Source organism: Pseudomonas cichorii (genome assembly GCF_018343775.1).
In the GTDB taxonomy this organism is placed as follows: Bacteria; Pseudomonadota; Gammaproteobacteria; order Pseudomonadales; family Pseudomonadaceae; genus Aquipseudomonas; species Aquipseudomonas cichorii.
The window spans coordinates 880,887-900,493 of sequence record NZ_CP074349.1; the positions used below are offsets into that span (position 1 = coordinate 880,887).

The following is a 19,607-nucleotide window of genomic DNA, read 5'->3' on the forward strand; positions in this document are numbered from 1 at the left end:
GTTGGCACATATGCAAAGCCCGATTCCAACCGGGAACCCGGTGGTCATCTTATGCAGGGGCCATTCTTCGTTGCGCCCGATGAATGGAGCCGTTGCGCACCGCCCAGCGCAGGATCGGCGCGCAGCCATTGACGCCTGCGCGAATCATCCTGCGCCGCCAGGGACCTTGTTCGACATCGAGCATTTCGCAGGCCCAGAGAGGCAGCAGGTCGATCCCGGCCTGCATCATCAAGGCGCCAAAGGGTTTGACCAGCCTGTTGGGGGCTGGCTCGTTGAGCAGCAGGCGTATCACCTCGCGGCTGCGGTCGTCGCACAGCAGATGCCCGCGAATGTTGTCCAGATAATCGGCAATCTGTTGGCGTGAGCGCGGTACATCACGGGCGCCCAGGCGTTCGGCGATGAGGGCGGTTTCGGCGTAGTAGGTGTCCTGCTCGGTCAGTGACAGCTCAGGGTCGAGATAGCGCAGGTGCGCTGCAAGAAAACTGCTGACTTCCGCCACGTGCACCCAGGTCAGCAAGTCAGGGTCGCTGGCGGCATAAGGCCGGCCGTCTGGTGCAGTTCCCGTGACTTGCAGATGGATGGTGCGGACCTTTTCGATCAGCCAGTTCGCGTCATGGGTGGCGCCGAACGTGGTGCCTGCAAGGAACTGTCCGGTTCTTCGCAAGCGGCCGAGCATGTCCTCGCGAAAACTGGAGTGATCCCAGACCCCGGCCAGTGCCAGTGGGTGCAGTGCCTGAAGCATCAAGGCGCTGATGCCACCGATCAGCATGCTGGTGAAGTCTCCATGCACTCGCCAGCAAATGGCCTGAGGGCCGAACAGGCCGGGATCGCCCTTGGGATTCTCCAGATCCAGTTGGCCCAATGACAATCCGGTCAGGCTCATGACCTGGGTTTCTATACGACGACGAATGAATTCCATGTGCTCTCGGTTACAGCGGCGGGCATGGTGCAGACCATGCCTCGCTTGCCTCATCGATTCAAGCGTTTGTCGATCAGGTTATCCACAACCCCGGGATCTGCCAGGGTCGAGGTGTCGCCCAGGTTATCGAGTTCGTTGCTGGCGATCTTGCGCAGGATACGCCGCATGATCTTGCCCGAGCGGGTCTTGGGCAGTGCAGGCGCCCACTGGATCAGGTCGGGCCGGGCGAATTTGCCGATCTCCTTGCTGACATGGGCCAGCAACTCGTTTTGCAGGTCATCGCTGGGTTCGATGCCGTTGATGAGGGTGACAAAGGCATAGATGCCCATGCCTTTCACGTCGTGGGGATAACCCACCACCGCGGCTTCGGCGATCTTGTCGTGCAGCACCAGCGCGCTTTCGACTTCGGCAGTACCGATCCGGTGGCCTGACACATTGAGCACGTCGTCCACACGGCCGGTGATCCAGTAATCGCCATCTTCGTCGCGACGTGCTCCGTCGCCGGTGAAGTAATACCCTGCACAAGGTTTGAAGTAGGTGTTGATCATGCGTTGCGGGTCGCCGTAGACGCTGCGGATCTGTCCCGGCCAACTGGCCTTGATGGCCAGCAGGCCGCTGCCGGGGCCCTGGATTTCCTGGCCTTGCTCATCAAGCAGTACGGGCTGTACGCCAAACATGGGCTGTGTCGCGCAGCCGGGTTTGAACTGGCTGGCGCCGATCAGGGGCGTGAGCATGATGCCGCCGGTTTCGGTCTGCCACCAGGTATCGACGATAGGGCAGCGCTCTTTGCCCACTTGATGAAAATACCATTCCCAGGCTTGGGGATTGATCGGTTCGCCGACACTGCCCAGCAGCCGCAGGCTTTCCCGTGAAGTACCTTGCAGAGGTGCCGGGCCTTCGCGCATCAAGGCCCGCAGGGCGGTGGGTGCGGTGTAGAAGATATTGACCTGATGCTTGTCGATGACCTTCCAGAAGCGTGAGGCATCCGGGTAATTGGGCACGCCCTCAAACATCAGCGTCGTCGCGCCATTGGCAAGCGGGCCATAGACGATGTAGCTGTGGCCGGTGACCCAGCCGACGTCCGCCGTACACCAGAAAACCTCGCCATCGCGGTAATCGAACACATGCTTGTAAGTCATTGCCGCCTGCAGCAGATAACCACCGGTGGTATGCATCACGCCCTTGGGTTTGCCGGTGCTTCCGGAGGTGTAGAGAATGAACAGCGGGTCTTCGGCATCCATTGCTTCGGGCGGGCAGTCATCGCTGATGCCGTGAAGCGCCTCGTGATACCAGAGATCACGGCCCTTGACCCAGTCGATCTCTCCCTGGGTTCGCTCCACTACCAGCACGGTGCTCACGTTCGGGCAGCTTTGCAGCGCCTTGTCGACGTTATGTTTCATTGGGATATATTTGCCGCCCCGTATGCCTTCATCGGCGGTGATGACCGTGTGGCAGTCCGAGTCCAGGATCCGGTCGCGCAGGGCATCCGGAGAAAAACCGCCAAACACCACCGAATGCACGGCGCCGATGCGAGCGCAGGCGAGCATTGCGTAGGCGGCTTCAGGAATCATCGGCATGTAGATACACACCCGGTCGCCTTTTCGGACGCCGCGAATCTTCAGGACATTGGCCAGCCGGGAAACGTTGTGGTGCAGCTTCCTGTAAGTGACTTCTGCGGATTCGGTCGGGTTGTCGCCTTCCCAGATCAGCGCGATCTGATCGCCTCGACTTTGCAGGTGACGGTCGATGCAGTTGTAACTGACATTGAGTTTGCCGCCCTTGAACCAGCTTGCCTGTCCGGTGCTGAAGTCTGAGCTGTGGACCTCGTCCCAGGGCGCTGACCAGTCGAGAAAAGTGGCGGCTTGTTCGGCCCAGAATTGCTCGGGGTTATCCACAGACTGGCGATACAGGCGTTTATAGTCGGCCGGGCTCAGCTGTGCGGCCAGGCTTGTGGCGTAGGCTTTGGGGAATGCGCGGATATCGAACATGATCGGCTTCCTTGTTCTTGTGTGGGTACAAGAATAGAAGCCGGTGAGGGATTGCGAATGAATTCACTCCAACGCTGCTGGAGCGAATTCATTCGCGAGGGCGATCAACCGCGATGGCGGCCGCGGAAGTAGTTGATCAGGCCTTGGGTCGAAGCATCTTCGGCAGGGTCTTCGATACCGCCTGTCAGGCGCTGGTAAACACCTTTGCCCAGCTCCTTGCCCAGTTCGACGCCCCATTGGTCGAAGGCGTTGATGCCCCAGATCACGCTCTGTACGAAAACCTTGTGTTCGTACATTGCCACCAGTGCGCCCAGACGGCGCGGGCTGATGCGCTCCACCACCAGGGTGTTGCTCGGACGGTTGCCAGGAATGACCTTGTGCGGCGCAATCTGCTGCACCTGTTCTTCCGGTACGCCCTTTTCACGCAACTCGGCTTCGGCTTCGGCGCGGGTCTTGCCCAGCATCAGCGCCTGGCTCTGGGACAGGCAGTTGGCGTACAGCCACTGGTGATGGTCGGCAACCGGGTTGAAGCTGACGATTGGCACGATGAAGTCAGCCGGGATCAGTTGGGTGCCCTGATGCAGCAACTGGTGGTAAGCGTGCTGACCGTTGCAGCCTACGCCGCCCCAGATGACCGGGCCGGTATCGGTGGAAACCGGCGTGCCGTCCTGGCGTACGCTCTTGCCGTTGGATTCCATGTCCAACTGCTGCAAGTGCTTGGTGATGTTACGCAGGTAGTGGTCGTAAGGCAGGATCGCGTGGCTTTGGGAGCCCCAGAAGTTGCCATACCATACGCCCAGCAAGGCCAGCAGCACCGGCATGTTCTTCTCGAACGGCGCGCTCTGGAAGTGCTGGTCCATGGTGTAGGCACCCGACAACAGCTCCTTGAAGTTGGACATGCCGATGGCCAGCGCGATAGGCAGACCGATGGCCGACCACAGCGAGTAACGACCGCCGACCCAGTCCCACATCGGGAAGATGTTCTCTTCACGGATACCGAATGCAACCGCTGCTGCGTTGTTGCTCGATACCGCGATGAAGTGACGGTACAGCTCGGCCTCGGAGCCCCCTTGAGCCAGATACCAGGCGCGTGCTGCCTGGGCGTTCTTCAGGGTTTCCAGGGTGTTGAAGGATTTCGACGAAACGATGAACAGCGTGGTTTCGGCGCGGATCTTCATCGACAGTTCGTGGAATTCACTGCCGTCGATATTGGCCAGGTAATGGCAGCGCACGCCTTTATGGGCGTACGACAACAGGGCTTCGGACACCAGCTCCGGGCCGAGGAACGAGCCACCGATGCCGATGTTCACCACGTCGGTGATGGGCTTCTCGGTGTAGCCGCGCCACAGGCCGTCATGAATGCGACCGACCAGCTCGGTGATCTGGTTGAGGACCTTGTGGACTTCCGGCATCACGTTGACGCCATTGACCAGCAGCTTGTCGCCAACCGGGCGGCGCAGCGCGGTGTGCAGCGCCGGACGACCTTCGGAGGAGTTGACCAGCTCGCCGTCGTATTGTGCCTGGATCGCTTCCTTCAGGCCGACTTCATTGGCCAGGTTGACCAGCAGGTCCTGGGTTTCACCTGTAATCAGGTTTTTCGAGTAGTCGAGAAACAGGCCGCAACTGCTGAGGGTGAATTGGCTGAAGCGTTGCGGATCTGCATTGAACGCATCGCGCATGCTGAAATCCTGCATGGCTTGGCGGTGTTGACTCAGCGCCTGCCAGGCGGGCAGAGCGGTCACATCAGAAGGATTGCGGTAGTACGCCATCGCTGCGGGTTTCCTTTAACTTGAACTGCCTTGGAGGTTGAAAAGCCAGATCGCAAACTTGAATGCTCGGCAACTCAACGGAGACTACCCTCCGCATGCCTGTTTGTCTGCGCTCTGTCCTACATGAGGCCGGTACTATTTCACACAAGCTGAGTGTTGTGTGTATGGGATTACCTAGGCAACCTGTACCGGTATGGCATTGCTGGTATGGCTAAGTTCATTGCCCGGCGCCATATAAAGCATGCGTGGCTTGAAATCGACCAGTTCGGCGTCGGAGTACTGAGCATAGGCGCAGATGATCACACGGTCGCCGACTTTCGCCTTGTGAGCGGCGGCACCGTTGACCGAAATCATGCGCGAACCTTCTTCACCACGGATGGCATAGGTGGTGAAACGCTCGCCGTTATCGATGTTGTAGATCTGGATCTGCTCGTACTCGCGAATGCCGGACAGGTCCAGCCACTCGCCATCGATGGCGCATGAGCCTTCGTAGTCGAGCACGGCGTGAGTGACTTCTGCACGGTGCAGTTTGGCTTTGAGCATCACGGTGTGCATCTTGTTGTTATTCCTTGGTCAGGTGCAGATTGTCGATCAGGCGGGTCTTGCCCAGAAAGGCGGCAACCAGAATGACCAGATCACGGTCTTCTTCGGTAGCAGGACGCAGGCTGGTGGCGTCGCGCACTTCCAGATAGTCGATACGGAAACCTTCGGCCTCCAGCGTCCTTTTGCCGATGTTGATCAGGCCGTTGATGTCTTCGTTGTTGCGAATGCCGTCGGCCACGGTGCTGAGGACGCGATACAGCGCAGGCGCTTTGGCGCGTTGCTCTTCGCTCAGATAACCGTTACGCGATGACAAGGCCAGGCCATCGGTCGCGCGAACGGTCGGCTCGCCAATGATCTGGATCGGCATGTTCAGATCCCGGACCAGTGCCCGGATCACCGCCAGTTGCTGAAAGTCTTTCTCGCCAAACACGGCCAGGTCAGGCTGAACCATGTTGAACAGCTTGCTGACCACGGTAGCAACGCCGTCGAAATGGCCAGGCCGGCTGGCACCGCACAGCCCTTCGGACAGGTGCGGAACGCTGACCAGGGTCTGATCGGCCATGCCGTGTGGGTACATTTCTTCCACGCTGGGCGTGAACAGCAGGTTGCAACCGGCTTCCAGCAGTTTTTCCTTGTCGGCATCGAGGGTGCGCGGGTAGCTCGCCAGGTCTTCGTTGGGGCCGAACTGCAGCGGGTTGACGAAAATGGTGGCGACCACGAAGTCCGCCCGTTGGCTCGCCCGTGTCACCAGTGCGGCATGTCCGCTGTGCAGGTTGCCCATCGTGGGCGTCAAGGCAATCCGTTTACCTTCGCTGCGGGCGCGAGCGACGGCGGCGCGCAGGTCCAGTACGGTTTTTACTGTGTTCATGCCGAGAATCCGTGTTCAGTTGCCGGGAAGCTGACGTTTTTGACTGCGCTGACGTAGGCCTGGATGGCCGACTGAATGTCAGGTTGGCCGACCATGAAGTTTTTGACGAACTTGGGGACGCGACCGCTGATGGACAGGCCGAGCATGTCATGCAGCACCAGCACCTGACCGTCGGTGGCGCTGCCGGCGCCGATACCGATGACCGGGACTTTCACCGCCTGGGTGATTTCCTCGGCCAGCTCGCTCGGTACGCACTCCAGCAGGATCATGGCGGCGCCAGCCTGTTCCAGGGTAATGGCATCGGCACGCATCTGGCGGGCCTGGGCTTCCAGACGGCCCTGAACCTTGTAGCCACCCAGCACGTTCACCGATTGTGGCGTCAGGCCCATGTGGGCGCAGACCGGAATGCCACGGTCGGCGAGCAGCCGTATCGACTCGGCCAGCCACGCAGCACCTTCGACCTTGACCATGTGCGCACCCGCCTGCATGAGCGTGGTGCTGTTGGTGAAGGTCTGTTCGAGGGTGGCGTTGGCCATGAACGGCAGGTCGGCAAGAATCAGCGCGCCCTGATTGCCGCGTTTGACGCAGGCAACGTGATAGGCCATTTCGGCGGTCGTCACCGGCAAGGTGCTGTCATGGCCCTGCAGGACCATACCCAGCGAGTCACCCACCAGCAGCACTTCGACACCCGCCTGGCTGGCGGTATGGGCGAAGGTCGCGTCGTAGCAGGTCAGCATGGTGATTTTCTCACCTTTCTGCTTGAGGGCCAGCAGCGACGTAACAGTTATATCAGGCATCTAAAAGTCTCCATCAGGCGCTGTGCACACTGCGGCGATTCATCTTGGAAAAGCAGGCACACCGTCGTGTCGCGGTGTTTCGCAAAGGCCTGTTTCGCGCCCATTCACCAACGGGTTGGCGGCGGGAGGCCTATCTTCGTGAGGAGGGGGCATGAAGTCAATTGCAGGTGTTACCCGTTTCATCATCGGTTACAGATGTGTAGTAACGGGTGACACGTCAGGTTTACGCCGGAGCGGACAAACGCTCCAGGCCCTCGTATGGGCAAGCGGCCAGTAACTGCTCTAGCGTACGCCCGTCAGCCAGATCCAGGCGGGGAGCGAGTTCTGCCAGAGGGTAGAGAACGAAGGGGCGGGCCTGCATGTGATAATGCGGCACTTTCAGGCGTGGCTCGTCGATCAGTCGCTCGCCGAACAGCAGAATATCCAGGTCCAGCGTGCGCGGGCCCCAGCGTTCATGACGCTCGCGGCCCTGGTCCAGTTCTATGCCTTGCAAGGCATCGAGCAGTTCCAGCGGTGCCAGTGCGGTGTCCAGTGCTGCAACGGCATTGGTATAGCGGGGCTGGCCGGGCAACAGGGAGTCGCTGACGTAAAAGGACGAAACGCCTGCAAGATGGCTCTGTGGCAGTAGCGCCAGTGCATCGAGAGCATGACGCAACTGCTCGGCCGGGTCAGCGAGGTTGCTGCCCAAGCCTATATAGACACGTTCGCGGCTTGATACCTTACTCACCGGACGCCTCGGCGTCCCGTTTGCGTTTGGCGCCGCTGCTGCGACGACGCTTGCGAGGGCCTGTGCCGGTGGCTTCGGGCTTGTTACCCAGGTCACGAATCATGTCGCGGCGCTGGCTGTCGTTGCTGTCCTGATAGTCGGTCCACCACTCACCCAGACCGTCGGTCTGCTCGCCAGCGGTTTCGCGCAACAACAGAAAGTCGTAACCGGCACGGAAGCGTGGATTGTCGAGCAGCAGGTCGGCGCGTTTGCCGGAGCGGCGTGGCAAACGTTCCTGCATGTCCCAGATCTCGCGGATCGGCATGGTGAAACGCTTGGGGATCGCGATGCGCTGGCATTGTTCGATGATCAGTTCGTGAGCTGCTTCCTGCATGGCCGCAATCGGCGGCATGCCGCGCTCTTGCAGGCGCAGCACCTTGGCAGGCAGTGCCGGCCAGAGCAGGGCTGCGAACAGGAACGCCGGTGTTACCGGCTTGTTCTGCTTGATGCGCAGGTCGGTGTTGATCAAGGCATTGCTGATCAGGGTGTGGGTGTAGGTCGGGTTGTATTCCAGTGCCTTGGAGCTGGCCGGGAACAGGGGCTCGAACAGCTCCAGGTCCACCAGCATTTCAAAGGTGGGTTCTGCGTGGCCGGACAGGAACAGCTTGAGCACTTCTTCGAACAGACGGGCCGACGGGATATCACGCAGCATCGGCGCCAGCGGGCGAATCGGCAGGGTGCTGTGCTTTTCTATACCGAAATCCAGCTTGGCTGCGAAACGCACGGCGCGCAGCATGCGCACCGGGTCTTCCTTGTAACGCTGCTCGGGGTCGCCGATCAGGCGGATCAGGCGGTTGCGAATGTCGTGTACGCCGTTGGCGTAATCGAGCACGCGTTCGCTGACCGGATCGTAATAGAGCGCGTTGATCGTGAAGTCCCGGCGCTGGGCGTCTTCTTCCAGCGTGCCATAGACGTTGTCACGCAGGATGCGGCCGCTTTCATTGCGCGAGGACTGGTTGCTGTCCTCTTCTTCCTCGTCCTGAGGATGATTGGCGCGGAATGTCGCAACTTCGATGATTTCCCGGCCAAAGTGGATATGGACCAGCTTGAAGCGGCGGCCAATGATCCGGGCGTTACGGAATTCTGCACGCACCTGTTCAGGTGTGGCGCTGGTTGCTACGTCGAAATCCTTGGGCTCGATATTGAGCATCAGGTCGCGCACGCAACCACCGACCAGATAGGCCTGGTAGCCAGCGTTTTGCAGGCGCTCGACGATATTGACCGCATGACGGCTGAATTGGCTGCGCTGCAGCGAATGCTGGCTGCTATTGAGCACTTCAGGCGTGGTGCGCGTGTGTTGCTGCGGTTTACGCACCGGGGAACGGAATGACTGGAACAGCTTCTTCAGCATGGGATGCACTGTTTGAAGGAATATTCGGCCAAAATGGAGAATGGCCGCACGATGGGCGGGGATTCTAGCATTTAGTCGGGGGATGGTGTAGGACGCTGCGCATCGGGCATCAAAGGAAGGGATTCAAAAGCTCTGGAAGCTACTGGGGGAGCCGAAGCTCCCCCAAAGTGCGTGCTCTTTATTTTTATTGTCTTGTCGGGCTTCTTGTTTTTGTTGAGTGCCCATCCACAGGGTTTCGCCTGTGAAATCTCCCAATCGGGAGTCAAGAGCAAACGGATTGCTTTGGTCGCTGCGTTGCAATGATCATTCGATCCAACCAGTTCAGGCGCTACCTAAGGGTAGTTTTTATTATTCTCGGCCTGGTTGCGGGGCAAGCCCCAAATACAACTCCTCTCCAAAAGAATCAGTTAGCTGCGCCTCCGCCGTCTTGTTCTTGTTATGCGTGAGTCGATTCGTCTTATTTTTATTATGGGTGTCTACTGCTTGTTGTTCTTCTTGTACTAAGGATATAGCAGAAGGTGTGCCAACTTTTTTAAACCCAATGAAACCGGGGCTTTGCGGGGTTTCGGTTTTTTGGGCAGGTACAAAAAAGCCGGGCTTCGTTACCGTAAGACCCGGCGTTTGTTACGTAGGAGGTACGAAGGTAACAGTTTTGTTAACTGGCCTGCGCACCCCGACGCAGAGCCTTTTCAGGTTTCGTTGGCGACCCCTTTGCGGCGCGGAATGCCCAGTCGCTGACGGCGTTCCCACAGGCACTTGCGGCTGACGCCCAGTTTGCGTGCCAGTTCGGTCTCTGTCATGTGATCCTGATGTTCCAGGACGAAGTGCTGGAAGTAGTCTTCCAGTGACAGGTCTTCGGTGGGCTCGCTGTTGGTCGAGTTCGCCGAGGCGGGCAGGGGCGCCAGGCCCATGTACTCGTCGTCGTTCAGACCGTCGAGCTCGATGTCTATACCCAGCAGGTCGGCAGAGATTTCCGGGTTCTCGCACAGAATCACCGAGCGTTCCACGGCGTTTTCCAGCTCCCGCACGTTACCCGGCCAGCTGTAATGACGGATGGCCTGTTCGGCGTCGGGGGCAAACTTCAGATCGTTGCGGCCAGCTTTGGCGCTTTGGCGAGCCAGAAAGGCGCGGGCGATTTCGAGCACGTCGTTACCGCGTTCGCGCAATGCAGGCAGTTTCAGCGCGATCACGTGCAGACGGTAATAAAGGTCTTCGCGAAACTCGCCATTCTTGGCCAGGGTCTTGAGGTCCCGGTGGGTCGCGGCGATCAGGCGTACATCGACTTTCTGTGACTGCACGGAGCCGACGCGACGAATCTCGCCTTCCTGCAGGACGCGCAGGAGCCTGGCCTGTGCTTCCAGAGGCAGTTCTCCGATTTCGTCGAGAAACAGAGTGCCGCCATCGGCCGCTTCAACCAGACCTGCGCGACCTGCGCTGGCACCGGTAAAGGCACCTTTTTCATGGCCGAACAGCTCGGACTCGATCAGGGATTCGGGAATCGCTGCGCAGTTCACGGAGATCATCGGTGCCTTGGCGCGACGCGACAGATTATGCAGTGCGCGGGCGACCAGTTCCTTGCCGGTCCCGGATTCGCCCTGGACCAGAACGTTGGAATCTGTGGGCGCGACTTTACGAATCTTGCTGTAGAGATCGAGCATGGGCGGGCAGGAGCCGATGATGCCGATCTCGCCGTTCTGCGCAGCGCCCTTGTCGGCGCTGTTGGCTTTGGCGGGCGCGTTGCGTTCGGCCTGCTGGTTTGAGCTGGTCTGACGATCACGCAGGATGCGCGCAACAGCCTGCAGCATTTCATCGTGGTCAAAGGGTTTGGCGATGTAATCCACCGCGCCCATTTTCATGGAGTCCACGGCCGAGCGCAGGCTGGCATAGCTGGTCATGATCAGTACAGGCTTGCCTTCACCGAGCTTGATCAGTTCGGTGCCAGGAGCGCCAGGCAGTCGCAGGTCGCTGACGATCAGGTCGAACGAGGGGATGTTGAAACGCTCCTGAGCCTCGGGTACCGAACCTGCCTCGCTGACTTCGTACTGGTTACGCTCAAGCAGACGGCGCAGGGCCGAGCGGATAATGGTTTCGTCTTCGACGATCAAAATATGCGGCATCGATTCAGTTCTCTCGACGGTCTCAGTTCACGGCGGACGTCGCTTCGACATGGCGCGGCAAGGTTATCCGGATACGGGTTCCTCGCTGCTGCTCGGGGTCAGCCGGGCTGTCGATGGTGATTTGTCCATAATGCTCTTCAACGATGGAATAGACCAGTGCGAGACCTAGCCCGGTTCCTTCTCCCGGTTCCTTGGTGGTGAAGAATGGTTCAAACAATCGATCCATGATTGCCTTGGGAATTCCACTGCCTTCGTCTTCGACGATCAGATCCACAGTATGTTCGGATGCTTCGCTCTTGACCCTGACAGCGCTGCCGGAGGGCGAGGCGTCACGGGCGTTGGAGAGCAGATTGATCAGGACCTGTGCCAGCCGTTGCGGGTCGCCATCGACCTTGTGCTGCGGGTTGCACAGGTTATAGAAATGGACTTCAAAGTTGCGCCGGTTGAGCGCCAGCAGACCAATGGCATCCTGCGCGACCTCGGCCAGACAGACGGCCTCGTCGTTATGCTGGTGAGCGCCGGCGTGGGCGAAGCTCATCAAGGATTGCACGATGCGCGAGACACGTTTGGTCTGTTCGAGGATCTGACTGCTGATTTCTTTGATCTCGTCATCTTCCTCTCGTTCCTCGCGCAGGTTCTGTGCAAGGCAGGCGATGCCGGTGATGGGGTTGCCGATTTCATGAGCTACGCCGGCCGCCAGACGACCGATGCTGGCCAGACGTTCCGAGTGGACCAGCTTGTCTTCCAGCATCTGGGTTTCGGTCAGGTCTTCGACCAGCACCACCAGACCGCTGCTACCGGGGGCCAGCGGTTCGTCGATGGCGGCCTTGTGCAGGTTGAGCCAGCGGGTCTGGCCGTCCAGGGCGAGCTTCTGTTTGTGCAAGTGCTCATCCGGCACATTGATGAAACCCGTCAGCAGGCCTTTCCAGGGTTCGCCGATGGTTTCCAGTCGCGAGCCCACGACACGCTGGGCGACAATACCGGTCAGCTCTTCCATGGCCCGGTTCCACATCAGGATTTCCTGATCCTTGGCCAGCGAGCACACCCCCATGGGCAGTTCCTGAAGGGTCTGGCGGTGATAGCGGCGCAAGGCATCGAGTTCGGCGGCAAGGCCGGTCAGGCGCGAGTGGTAGTCCTCAAGGCGACTCTCGATGAAGTGAATGTCTTCGGTGACGTATTTCTCGTTGCCGGACTTATAGGGCAGAAAGGTTTCCACCATGTCCTGGGCCACGCTGGGGCCCATCAGGCCGGACAGGTTGGCTTCGATCCGGTCACGCAGGCGGCGCAGGGCATAAGGACGACGCTCGTCGAACGGCAGATACAGGTCGCGCAGCGCCTGCTCGACTTCCTTCTGCGCGGCCTTGGCGCCCAGCGGTTTGGCCAGTTGCGTGGCAAACTCCTGGGGCGACACGGCATACAGTTCGCGGCGCTGCGGGCGACGAACATTGTCGACGGCGCAGGCCTCGGCGGCGCTGACTTCTTCCGGACTTGCATTGGTGAACAGCGAGATCAGGGTGAACAACAGGACGTTGGCTGCCAGCGAGGCGATGGCCGCCATGTGCCAACTGGTGTCGTCCAGCACGTAGATCATGTTCAGCAAGGGAATATAGAAACCCTGCAGGTTGCCGATCAGCGGTAACAGCATGCCGACGATCCAGACCACCGTTCCGGCCAGCAGGCCTGCAATGAAACCACGCCGGTTGGCGGTCGGCCAATACAGCACCGACAGCACGCCGGGCAGGAATTGCAGGGTCGCGACGAATGCGACGATGCCCAGGTTGGCCAGATCCTGTTGCGCGCCGAGCATGAGGTAGAAGCAGTAGCCCGCCGTGATGATCGCCACGATCAGGCCGCGACGTGTCCACTTCAGCCAGCGATAGATATTGCCCTCGGCCGGTGGCTGATAAAGCGGCAGCACCAGATGGTTGAGGGCCATGCCCGACAGCGCCAGGGTGGTGACGATAATCAGCCCGCTGGACGCCGCGAGCCCGCCCACATAAGCCATCAGCGCCAGTGGCTTGCTGTTGGCGGCGATGCCGATCCCAAGGGTGAAATACTCGGGGCTGGTGGTAGCGCCCAGCTTGAGGCCCGCCCACAGAATCAGAGGCACGGCGAGGCTGATCAGCAGCAGGAACAGCGGCAGGCCCCAGCTGGCGCTGACCAGTGCGCGCGGATTGAGGTTTTCGGTGAAGGTCATGTGATACATGTGCGGCATCACGATGGCCGAGGCGAAAAACACCAGCAGCAATGTGCGCCATGGACCTTCCTGCAAAGGCGTGTGCAGCGAGGCCAGGGCAGTCTGGTTTTGCAGCAGCCAGAGTTCCAGATGCTGCGGGCCGTCGAATACGCCATACAAGGCATAAAGGCCGATACCGCCCAGGGCGATCAGTTTGATCAGGGACTCGAAAGCAACAGCGAACACCAGGCCTTCATGCTTTTCCCGGGTCGCGATATGCCGTGAGCCGAAGAAAATGGTGAACAGTGTGATCAACGCACAGAACGCCACGGCGACTCTGTCCTGCACCGGTTCACGGGTCAGGATGCTGATGGAATCGGCCACCGCCTGAATCTGCAGCGCCAACAACGGCAGCACGCCAATCAGCATGAAAACCGTGGTCAGCGCACCCGCCCAGGTACTTCTGAAGCGAAAGGCAAACAGATCGGCCAGGGATGAAAGCTGGTAGGTTCGGGTGATCTTGAGAATGGGATAAAGCAGCACCGGCGCCAGCAGAAACGCTCCGGAAACCCCGAGGTAACTGGACAGGAAGCCATAGCCATACTGATAGGCCAGACCGACCGAACCATAGAACGCCCAGGCACTGGCATACACGCCCAGCGAGAGGGTATAGGTCAGCGGGTGACGAATGATCCAGCGTGGGATGACGCCACGCTCACTGATCCATGCAACGCCGAACAGGAGCAGCAGATACCCGGCGCTGACCAGCAGCATCTGCGTGAGGCTAAAGCTCATCGGCATCTCGCTGGCTCTGAAGAATGAAGGTCACCACGATCAGGATCAGCCACAGCATATAAGGGCGATACCAGGCACCTGTCGCATCGATCCACCAGTCCATGATGGCCGGGGAGAAGAGGTAGATGCCTACCACCAGAAGCAAGACCAAACGGTAAATATACATGCGGTCTCCTTCGTTCCTGAGGGTGATGAGGTGCGGCATGGTAACGGATGCCGTACAACCTGCAAGTGTACTTATGTAGGAGTTTTACGCGACCGCTCTAGCTCAGTCTATTCGGGCTTCTTCAATTGTGCTCGTGCGCGGTATTGCCATGGCATCCCAGTGCGCGATACCCCAGTCGAGTACTTCCCTTGCGCTGGCGCAGGACAGTTCGGGTGTCGTGGGCTGACCGAGGGCTCGCAGTGCCCTGAGCAATAAAGGTGTCGCCTGATCGGCTGGCAATGGGGGAGAGCGATAGGATTTGCCGAGTTTGTGGCCGTCCGGCTGGGTAATCAGCGGCACATGCAGGTAGCGCGGCTGTGGCAGCCCCAGCAGTTCCTGGAGATAGAGCTGGCGAGGCGTCGAATCGAGCAGGTCTGCGCCGCGCACGATATCGGTAACGCCCTGCCAGGCGTCATCAATCACTACCGCCAGTTGATAGGCATACAGGCCGTCGCGCCGCTGAATGACAAAATCCCCGGAGTCGCGCCCCAGGTGCTGTTGAAAGGCGCCCTGTACCCGGTCGATGAAGCGGTATTCCAGTTCCGGCACACGAATGCGTATCGCGGCGTCTTCGGTGGCGTGTCCTGCATTGCGGCAAAAGCCGGGGTAGAGGCCTTGAAAACCTTCCAGTTGTTTGCGCGAACAGGTGCAGGCGTAGGCCAGGCCGTGACTGAACCAGCGATTCAGGACTTCGGCATAGGCATCGTGACGCTGGCTCTGGCGCACGACTTCGCCGTCCCATTCAAAGCCATAACGCTCAAGGGTTTCCAGAATCGCAGCCTGCGCCCCGGCAACCTCCCGAGGCGGGTCCAGGTCTTCCATGCGCATCAGCCATTTGCCACCCGCGGCGCGGGCGTCGAGATAGGACGCGAGCGCTGCGACCAGCGAGCCGAAGTGCAGGTAACCGCTGGGGGTTGGCGCAAAGCGTCCGATATAGGCCGGGTTTTTCATGGGCGGATCCAAACCAGAAGAGTTTTTCGTCTGACTGTTTTTTGCGAATGAATTCGCTCCCACGTGTTCGGGTAGGCGCGAATTCACTCGCGAAAAGGCTCTATTCCTTAAAACCAAAAAAGACGCCGAAGCGTCTTTTTGTTCAAGGCAGTCAGCAGATCATTTGCCGACCTGTTTTTCCTTGATTTCTGCCAGTGTCTTGCAGTCGATGCAAAGATCGGCAGTCGGGCGTGCTTCAAGACGGCGAAGGCCGATTTCCACACCGCAGGACTCACACCAGCCGTACTCTTCGTCCAGGATCAGTTGCAGCGTTTTGTCGATCTTCTTGATCAGCTTGCGCTCACGATCGCGGGCACGAAGTTCCAGGCTGAATTCTTCTTCCTGGCTGGCTCGGTCTGCTGGGTCAGGGAAATTTGCAGCTTCGTCCTTCATGTGGTCTACCGTGCGGTCGACCTCTTGCATCAGATCCTGTTTCCACTTGTTCAGGATCTTGGTGAAATGCGCGCGCATCGGCTCGCCCATGTACTCTTCACCCTTTTTTTCCACGTAGGGTTCAAAGCCACTGATTAGATGATTCTGTTGCTTTTCTGGGGTGGGCATGTAGGGACCGCCTCTCACTCTTCTAATCTATTGCGCAGGATTGTTCCATCACCGACCCCTGTCGGCCCTGCAACTGCAAGCGGGCGAACTTACCAGATCAAATCGTGGTGCGCTACTCCCGGTTGTCGAGCATCGTCTCGCTTGTTCCCCGAACGGGACGCCTGTGATGCAAACTCGCTGTCATCAAGGCGTGTAGCGGCTGTCCCCGTCTTTTTATTTTCTATTCAACAAGTCCTGACGTTTCATGATTTAAAGTACTGCACTGCAAGCGGTTGGTTAGAATCCCGCCGAATGCTCATGACCGTTATGTTTCTGATTCGTGTTTCATTTAAGGAAGAAAAATGGCCCAGCCTTACAGTGAGCGTAGTCGCGCCATCGAACCTTTTCATGTCATGGCGCTGTTGGCGCGGGCCAATGAATTACAGGCGGCGGGCCACGATGTCATTCACCTGGAAATCGGCGAGCCCGATTTCACCACGGCAGAGCCCATCGTTGCGGCCGGGCAGGCGGCGCTGGCGGCCGGCAAGACCCGCTACACCGCTGCCCGTGGCCTGCCGGAATTGCGCCAGGCCATCGCCGGTTTCTATGCCCAGCGTTATGGGCTGGATATCGACCCGGAGCGAATTCTTGTCACGCCCGGTGGTTCAGGTGCGCTGCTGCTGGCCAGCAGTCTGCTGGTTGATCCCGGTAAGCACTGGTTGCTGGCCGATCCGGGTTACCCGTGCAACCGGCACTTTCTGCGTCTGGTGGAAGGTGCTGCGCAACTGGTACCGGTCGGGCCGAAGGAGCGTTATCAACTGACACCCGAGTCGGTGGCGCAGCACTGGAATCAGGACAGCGTCGGTGCTCTGGTCGCCTCTCCAGCCAACCCCACAGGCACGCTTCTGCATGTGGATGAGCTGGCCGCGTTGTCCCGTACGCTCAAGGCACGCAACGGCCATCTGGTGGTGGATGAGATCTATCACGGCCTGACTTACGGCGTTGACGCGAGCAGCGTGCTGGAAGTCGATAACGATGCGTTCGTCCTTAATAGTTTTTCAAAATATTTCGGCATGACGGGCTGGCGTCTGGGGTGGCTGGTGGCGCCTCCCGAAGCCGTTGCCGATCTGGAGAAGCTGGCGCAGAACCTCTACATCAGTGCTCCGAGCATGGCCCAGTATGCCGCGCTGGCCTGTTTCGAGCCGCAGACCATCGAGATTTTCGAGCAGCGCCGCGCCGAGTTCGGACGCCGCCGCGATTTCCTTTTGCCTGCCTTGCGCGAGCTGGGTTTTGGTATCGCCGTGGAGCCTGAAGGGGCTTTCTATCTATATGCCGATATCAGCGCCTTTGGTGGCGATGCCTTTGATTTTTGCCGGCACTTCCTCGAGACCGAACACATTGCGTTCACTCCGGGTCTGGATTTCGGGCGTTATCAGGCGGGGCATCATGTGCGCTTTGCTTACACCCAAAGCCTGCCAAGGCTTGAAGAGGCGGTCGAGCGGATTGCCCGTGGCTTGCGGAGCTGGAAAGGCTGATGCGTTTTTCTCCTGAACTTGAGCAGGGTCGTCTGCTGATTCGCTACAAACGCTTCCTGGCCGACATCGAAACCGATAGCGGCGAGTTGCTGACCATTCACTGTCCCAATACCGGTTCGATGTTCAATTGCATGCTGCCGGGCGGGCGCGTCTGGTTCAGTCGCTCCAGTGATCCCAAGCGCAAGCTGCCGGGGACCTGGGAAATCAGCGAAACACCTCAGGGACGTTTTGCCTGCATCAATACCGGACGAGCCAATACCCTGGTCGAGGAAGCATTGCGCGCCGGGGTCATCAGCGAGCTCAACGGTTTCACGGCGCTCAAGCGCGAAGTGGCTTACGGGCAGGAAAAAAGCCGGGTGGATTTTCGCCTCGAATACCCCGAAGGCTATGCCTATGTGGAGGTCAAGAGTGTCACGCTGGGCTTCGATGGGTCGGCAGTCGCGGCCTTTCCCGATGCGGTCACCCAGCGCGGCGCTCGTCATTTGCGTGAGCTGGCGGCGCTGGCTCGCGAGGGTGTGCGTGCGGTCCTGCTGTATTGCGTGAACCTCACCGGCATTGATGCGGTGCGTCCGGCAGAAGAGATCGACCCGGCCTATGCCGCTGCCTTGCGCGAAGCGGTAGCAGCGGGTGTCGAGGTACTGGCCTATGGGGTGCAACTGACGCCTGAAGAGATTCGCATCGACAGGCGTCTGCAGGTTCAGGGCCTTATCTGACTATTCGTTATCGTCAGACAGCATGACCCAGATACCTTTGGCGTCTTCCCGGCAGGGGATTGCAGTCAGCGACTGTCCTTCGCAAGGTCCCGCAACACATTCGCCATTCTCGACCAGAAACAGTGCGCCATGGCTGGCGCACTGGATCAGGCTCGCGCTGTCATCCAGAAACCGGTCAGGCTCCCATTCCAGTGCAATGCCGCGATGGGGGCAGCGATTGCGGTAGACGAACACCCGCCCATGACGACGCACTGCCAGCAGTTTCAGCCCTTCGGTTTCAAACCCGCGACTTTCTGCCTCGGGAAGGTCGGCAGCGGCACATAGGCGTTTCATGAAGCGTGCTCGCCGGCTTGACGTTTAAATGAAAACAATTATCAAATGACTCCGATTCTCGAGTTGATGACGGTAAGAGAGCAATGAGGCTTGCCTCTTAATGCAATCTTAATCCGTCGATCCTGCATGTTCGCGGACAATTTCGCCCCTTGTTGCGAGCGCCTCCCAAGGAGTGCTCGCCACGTTGAAACGTTTTGCCCATCACCGGTGCTCATTAAAACTGCCAGGGTCCGGGCTTCTTGAAAGGAAATCTTCATGCGATTTTTCAATAGCAGCGTATGTGCGGCTCTGGTCGGAATTGCCTTCAGTCACATGGCGCAAGCTGCACAGCCTGCTGATACCGAAGCCTCGCAACGCTGGGTGAGTGCCGGGGGGGCCTTGAGTGAATGGGTCGTTGCGCTGGGCGGCCAATCCAGGCTGGTGGGCGTCGACACCACCAGCCAGTATCCGGAGTCGCTCAGGTCGTTGCCGAGCATCGGTTATCAGCGCCAGCTGTCGTCCGAAGGCATTCTCAGCCTGCGTCCGGACGTGCTGGTCGGGACCGAGGAGATGGGACCTCCGCCTGTGCTGGAACAATTGCGTGCGGCCAAGGTACAGGTTGAAGTGCTCCCGGCAGGGGCGGATATGGCAACCCTGAAAAGCAACCTGCAACGCCTTGGGGGGCTGTTGGGCGCTCCGGAGCAGGCCGCTCGCCTGATCGAACGTTATCAACAACAACTGGATAACCAGCAGCAGTGGATCGTCCAGGCGCAGAAAGGTGCTGAGGCTCCGGGTGTCCTGCTGCTGGTGGGCCATGGCGGCGGCAAGCCCATGGTTGCCGGCAAGGGGACGGCTGGCGACTGGCTGATTCAACAGGCGGGCGGTCGCAATCTGGCGACCCATGACGGGTACAAGGTGTTTTCGGTCGAGGCCATGGCCGGGCTGGCTCCACAGGTACTGATCGTGGCCGATCGCGCCCTGCGTGGTGATGCCGCTCGCAAGGCGCTGTTCAAGGAAAACCCTGCATTGTCCGCCACGCCTGCGGCACGCGATGACCGGGTGTTCGATCTGGACCCGACGCTGCTGGTGGGTGGTCTGGGCCCACGTCTGCCCGACAATCTGCAAAAGTTGTCTCACGCGCTTTACCCAACTGCCAAGCCCTTGAGCGCTGCCGTTCGCTCTGAGCCATGAAAGCCCTGATATCAGCGCGTGCTCTGTTTATC

17 protein-coding genes are annotated in these 19,607 nt (G+C 59.4%); 3 read left to right on the forward strand and 14 right to left on the reverse strand.

Going from position 1 to position 19,607, the window contains the following annotated elements:
• Positions 1-49: 49 nt before the first annotated feature.
• The 13 genes from KGD89_RS03915 to dksA form a co-directional block, all read right to left on the reverse strand.
• Positions 50-919, reverse strand: coding sequence for an oxygenase MpaB family protein (locus KGD89_RS03915; RefSeq protein WP_025258511.1), 870 nt, complete (start codon positions 917-919; stop codon positions 50-52).
• Between the two features lie 50 nt (positions 920-969).
• The gene (gene acs, locus KGD89_RS03920; protein ID WP_025258512.1) at positions 970-2,907 is read right to left on the reverse strand and encodes an acetate--CoA ligase; all 1,938 of its coding nucleotides are present in this window, start codon (positions 2,905-2,907) and stop codon (positions 970-972) included.
• A gap of 104 nt (positions 2,908-3,011) precedes the next feature.
• Complete coding sequence (pgi, locus tag KGD89_RS03925; protein ID WP_025258513.1) at positions 3,012-4,676, reverse strand: glucose-6-phosphate isomerase; 1,665 nt, start codon at positions 4,674-4,676, stop codon at positions 3,012-3,014.
• A 174-nt stretch (positions 4,677-4,850) separates the two neighbouring features.
• On the reverse strand, positions 4,851-5,231 hold the full coding sequence (gene panD, locus KGD89_RS03930; protein WP_025258514.1) for an aspartate 1-decarboxylase: 381 nt from the start codon (positions 5,229-5,231) through the stop codon (positions 4,851-4,853).
• Positions 5,232-5,238: 7 nt separating this feature from the next.
• The gene (panC, locus tag KGD89_RS03935; protein WP_025258515.1) at positions 5,239-6,087 is read right to left on the reverse strand and encodes a pantoate--beta-alanine ligase; all 849 of its coding nucleotides are present in this window, start codon (positions 6,085-6,087) and stop codon (positions 5,239-5,241) included.
• Positions 6,084-6,884, reverse strand: a complete 801-nt coding sequence (gene panB, locus KGD89_RS03940; RefSeq protein WP_025258516.1) for a 3-methyl-2-oxobutanoate hydroxymethyltransferase — start codon at positions 6,882-6,884, stop codon at positions 6,084-6,086. The genes panC and panB overlap by 4 nt, the downstream gene beginning before the upstream one ends.
• A 223-nt stretch (positions 6,885-7,107) precedes the next feature.
• Positions 7,108-7,611 carry a 2-amino-4-hydroxy-6-hydroxymethyldihydropteridine diphosphokinase gene (folK, locus tag KGD89_RS03945; protein WP_025258517.1) on the reverse strand — a complete coding sequence of 168 codons (504 nt, stop codon included), beginning with the start codon at positions 7,609-7,611 and terminating at the stop codon, positions 7,108-7,110.
• Positions 7,604-9,001, reverse strand: coding sequence for a polynucleotide adenylyltransferase PcnB (locus KGD89_RS03950; protein ID WP_025258518.1), 1,398 nt, complete (start codon positions 8,999-9,001; stop codon positions 7,604-7,606). Before KGD89_RS03950 ends, folK begins: the two co-directional genes overlap by 8 nt.
• Before the next feature lie 689 nt (positions 9,002-9,690).
• A complete protein-coding gene (locus tag KGD89_RS03955) occupies positions 9,691-11,118 on the reverse strand; it encodes a sigma-54-dependent transcriptional regulator (RefSeq protein ID WP_025258519.1) in 1,428 nt (475 codons plus the stop codon).
• 22 nt (positions 11,119-11,140) lie between these two features.
• Positions 11,141-14,095 (reverse strand): sensor histidine kinase, encoded by a 2,955-nt coding sequence (locus KGD89_RS03960; protein WP_025258520.1) that lies wholly within the window; start codon positions 14,093-14,095, stop codon positions 11,141-11,143.
• Positions 14,079-14,255 (reverse strand): hypothetical protein, encoded by a 177-nt coding sequence (locus KGD89_RS03965; protein ID WP_002552060.1) that lies wholly within the window; start codon positions 14,253-14,255, stop codon positions 14,079-14,081. The genes KGD89_RS03960 and KGD89_RS03965 overlap by 17 nt, the downstream gene beginning before the upstream one ends.
• 102 nt (positions 14,256-14,357) lie before the next feature.
• A complete protein-coding gene (gluQRS, locus tag KGD89_RS03970; RefSeq protein WP_025258521.1) occupies positions 14,358-15,245 on the reverse strand; it encodes a tRNA glutamyl-Q(34) synthetase GluQRS in 888 nt (295 codons plus the stop codon).
• 159 nt (positions 15,246-15,404) lie between these two features.
• The gene (gene dksA / locus KGD89_RS03975; protein WP_025258522.1) at positions 15,405-15,845 is read right to left on the reverse strand and encodes an RNA polymerase-binding protein DksA; all 441 of its coding nucleotides are present in this window, start codon (positions 15,843-15,845) and stop codon (positions 15,405-15,407) included.
• A 341-nt stretch (positions 15,846-16,186) separates the two neighbouring features.
• Here dksA and KGD89_RS03980 point away from each other — a divergent pair, with 341 nt between their 5' ends.
• Complete coding sequence (locus KGD89_RS03980) at positions 16,187-17,359, forward strand: pyridoxal phosphate-dependent aminotransferase (RefSeq protein ID WP_025258523.1); 1,173 nt, start codon at positions 16,187-16,189, stop codon at positions 17,357-17,359.
• Positions 17,359-18,072 carry a DNA/RNA nuclease SfsA gene (gene sfsA, locus KGD89_RS03985; RefSeq protein ID WP_025258524.1) on the forward strand — a complete coding sequence of 238 codons (714 nt, stop codon included), beginning with the start codon at positions 17,359-17,361 and terminating at the stop codon, positions 18,070-18,072. The genes KGD89_RS03980 and sfsA overlap by 1 nt, the downstream gene beginning before the upstream one ends.
• Here the strand turns inward: sfsA and KGD89_RS03990 are convergent, their stop codons facing one another.
• Positions 18,073-18,405 (reverse strand): Rieske (2Fe-2S) protein, encoded by a 333-nt coding sequence (locus tag KGD89_RS03990; protein ID WP_025258525.1) that lies wholly within the window; start codon positions 18,403-18,405, stop codon positions 18,073-18,075. It abuts the gene before it with no gap.
• Between the two features lie 312 nt (positions 18,406-18,717).
• On the opposite strand from KGD89_RS03990, the gene KGD89_RS03995 reads away from it, so the two are divergent.
• Positions 18,718-19,575 carry a heme/hemin ABC transporter substrate-binding protein gene (locus KGD89_RS03995; protein WP_371856580.1) on the forward strand — a complete coding sequence of 286 codons (858 nt, stop codon included), beginning with the start codon at positions 18,718-18,720 and terminating at the stop codon, positions 19,573-19,575.
• The last annotated feature ends 32 nt before the right edge of the window (positions 19,576-19,607 follow it).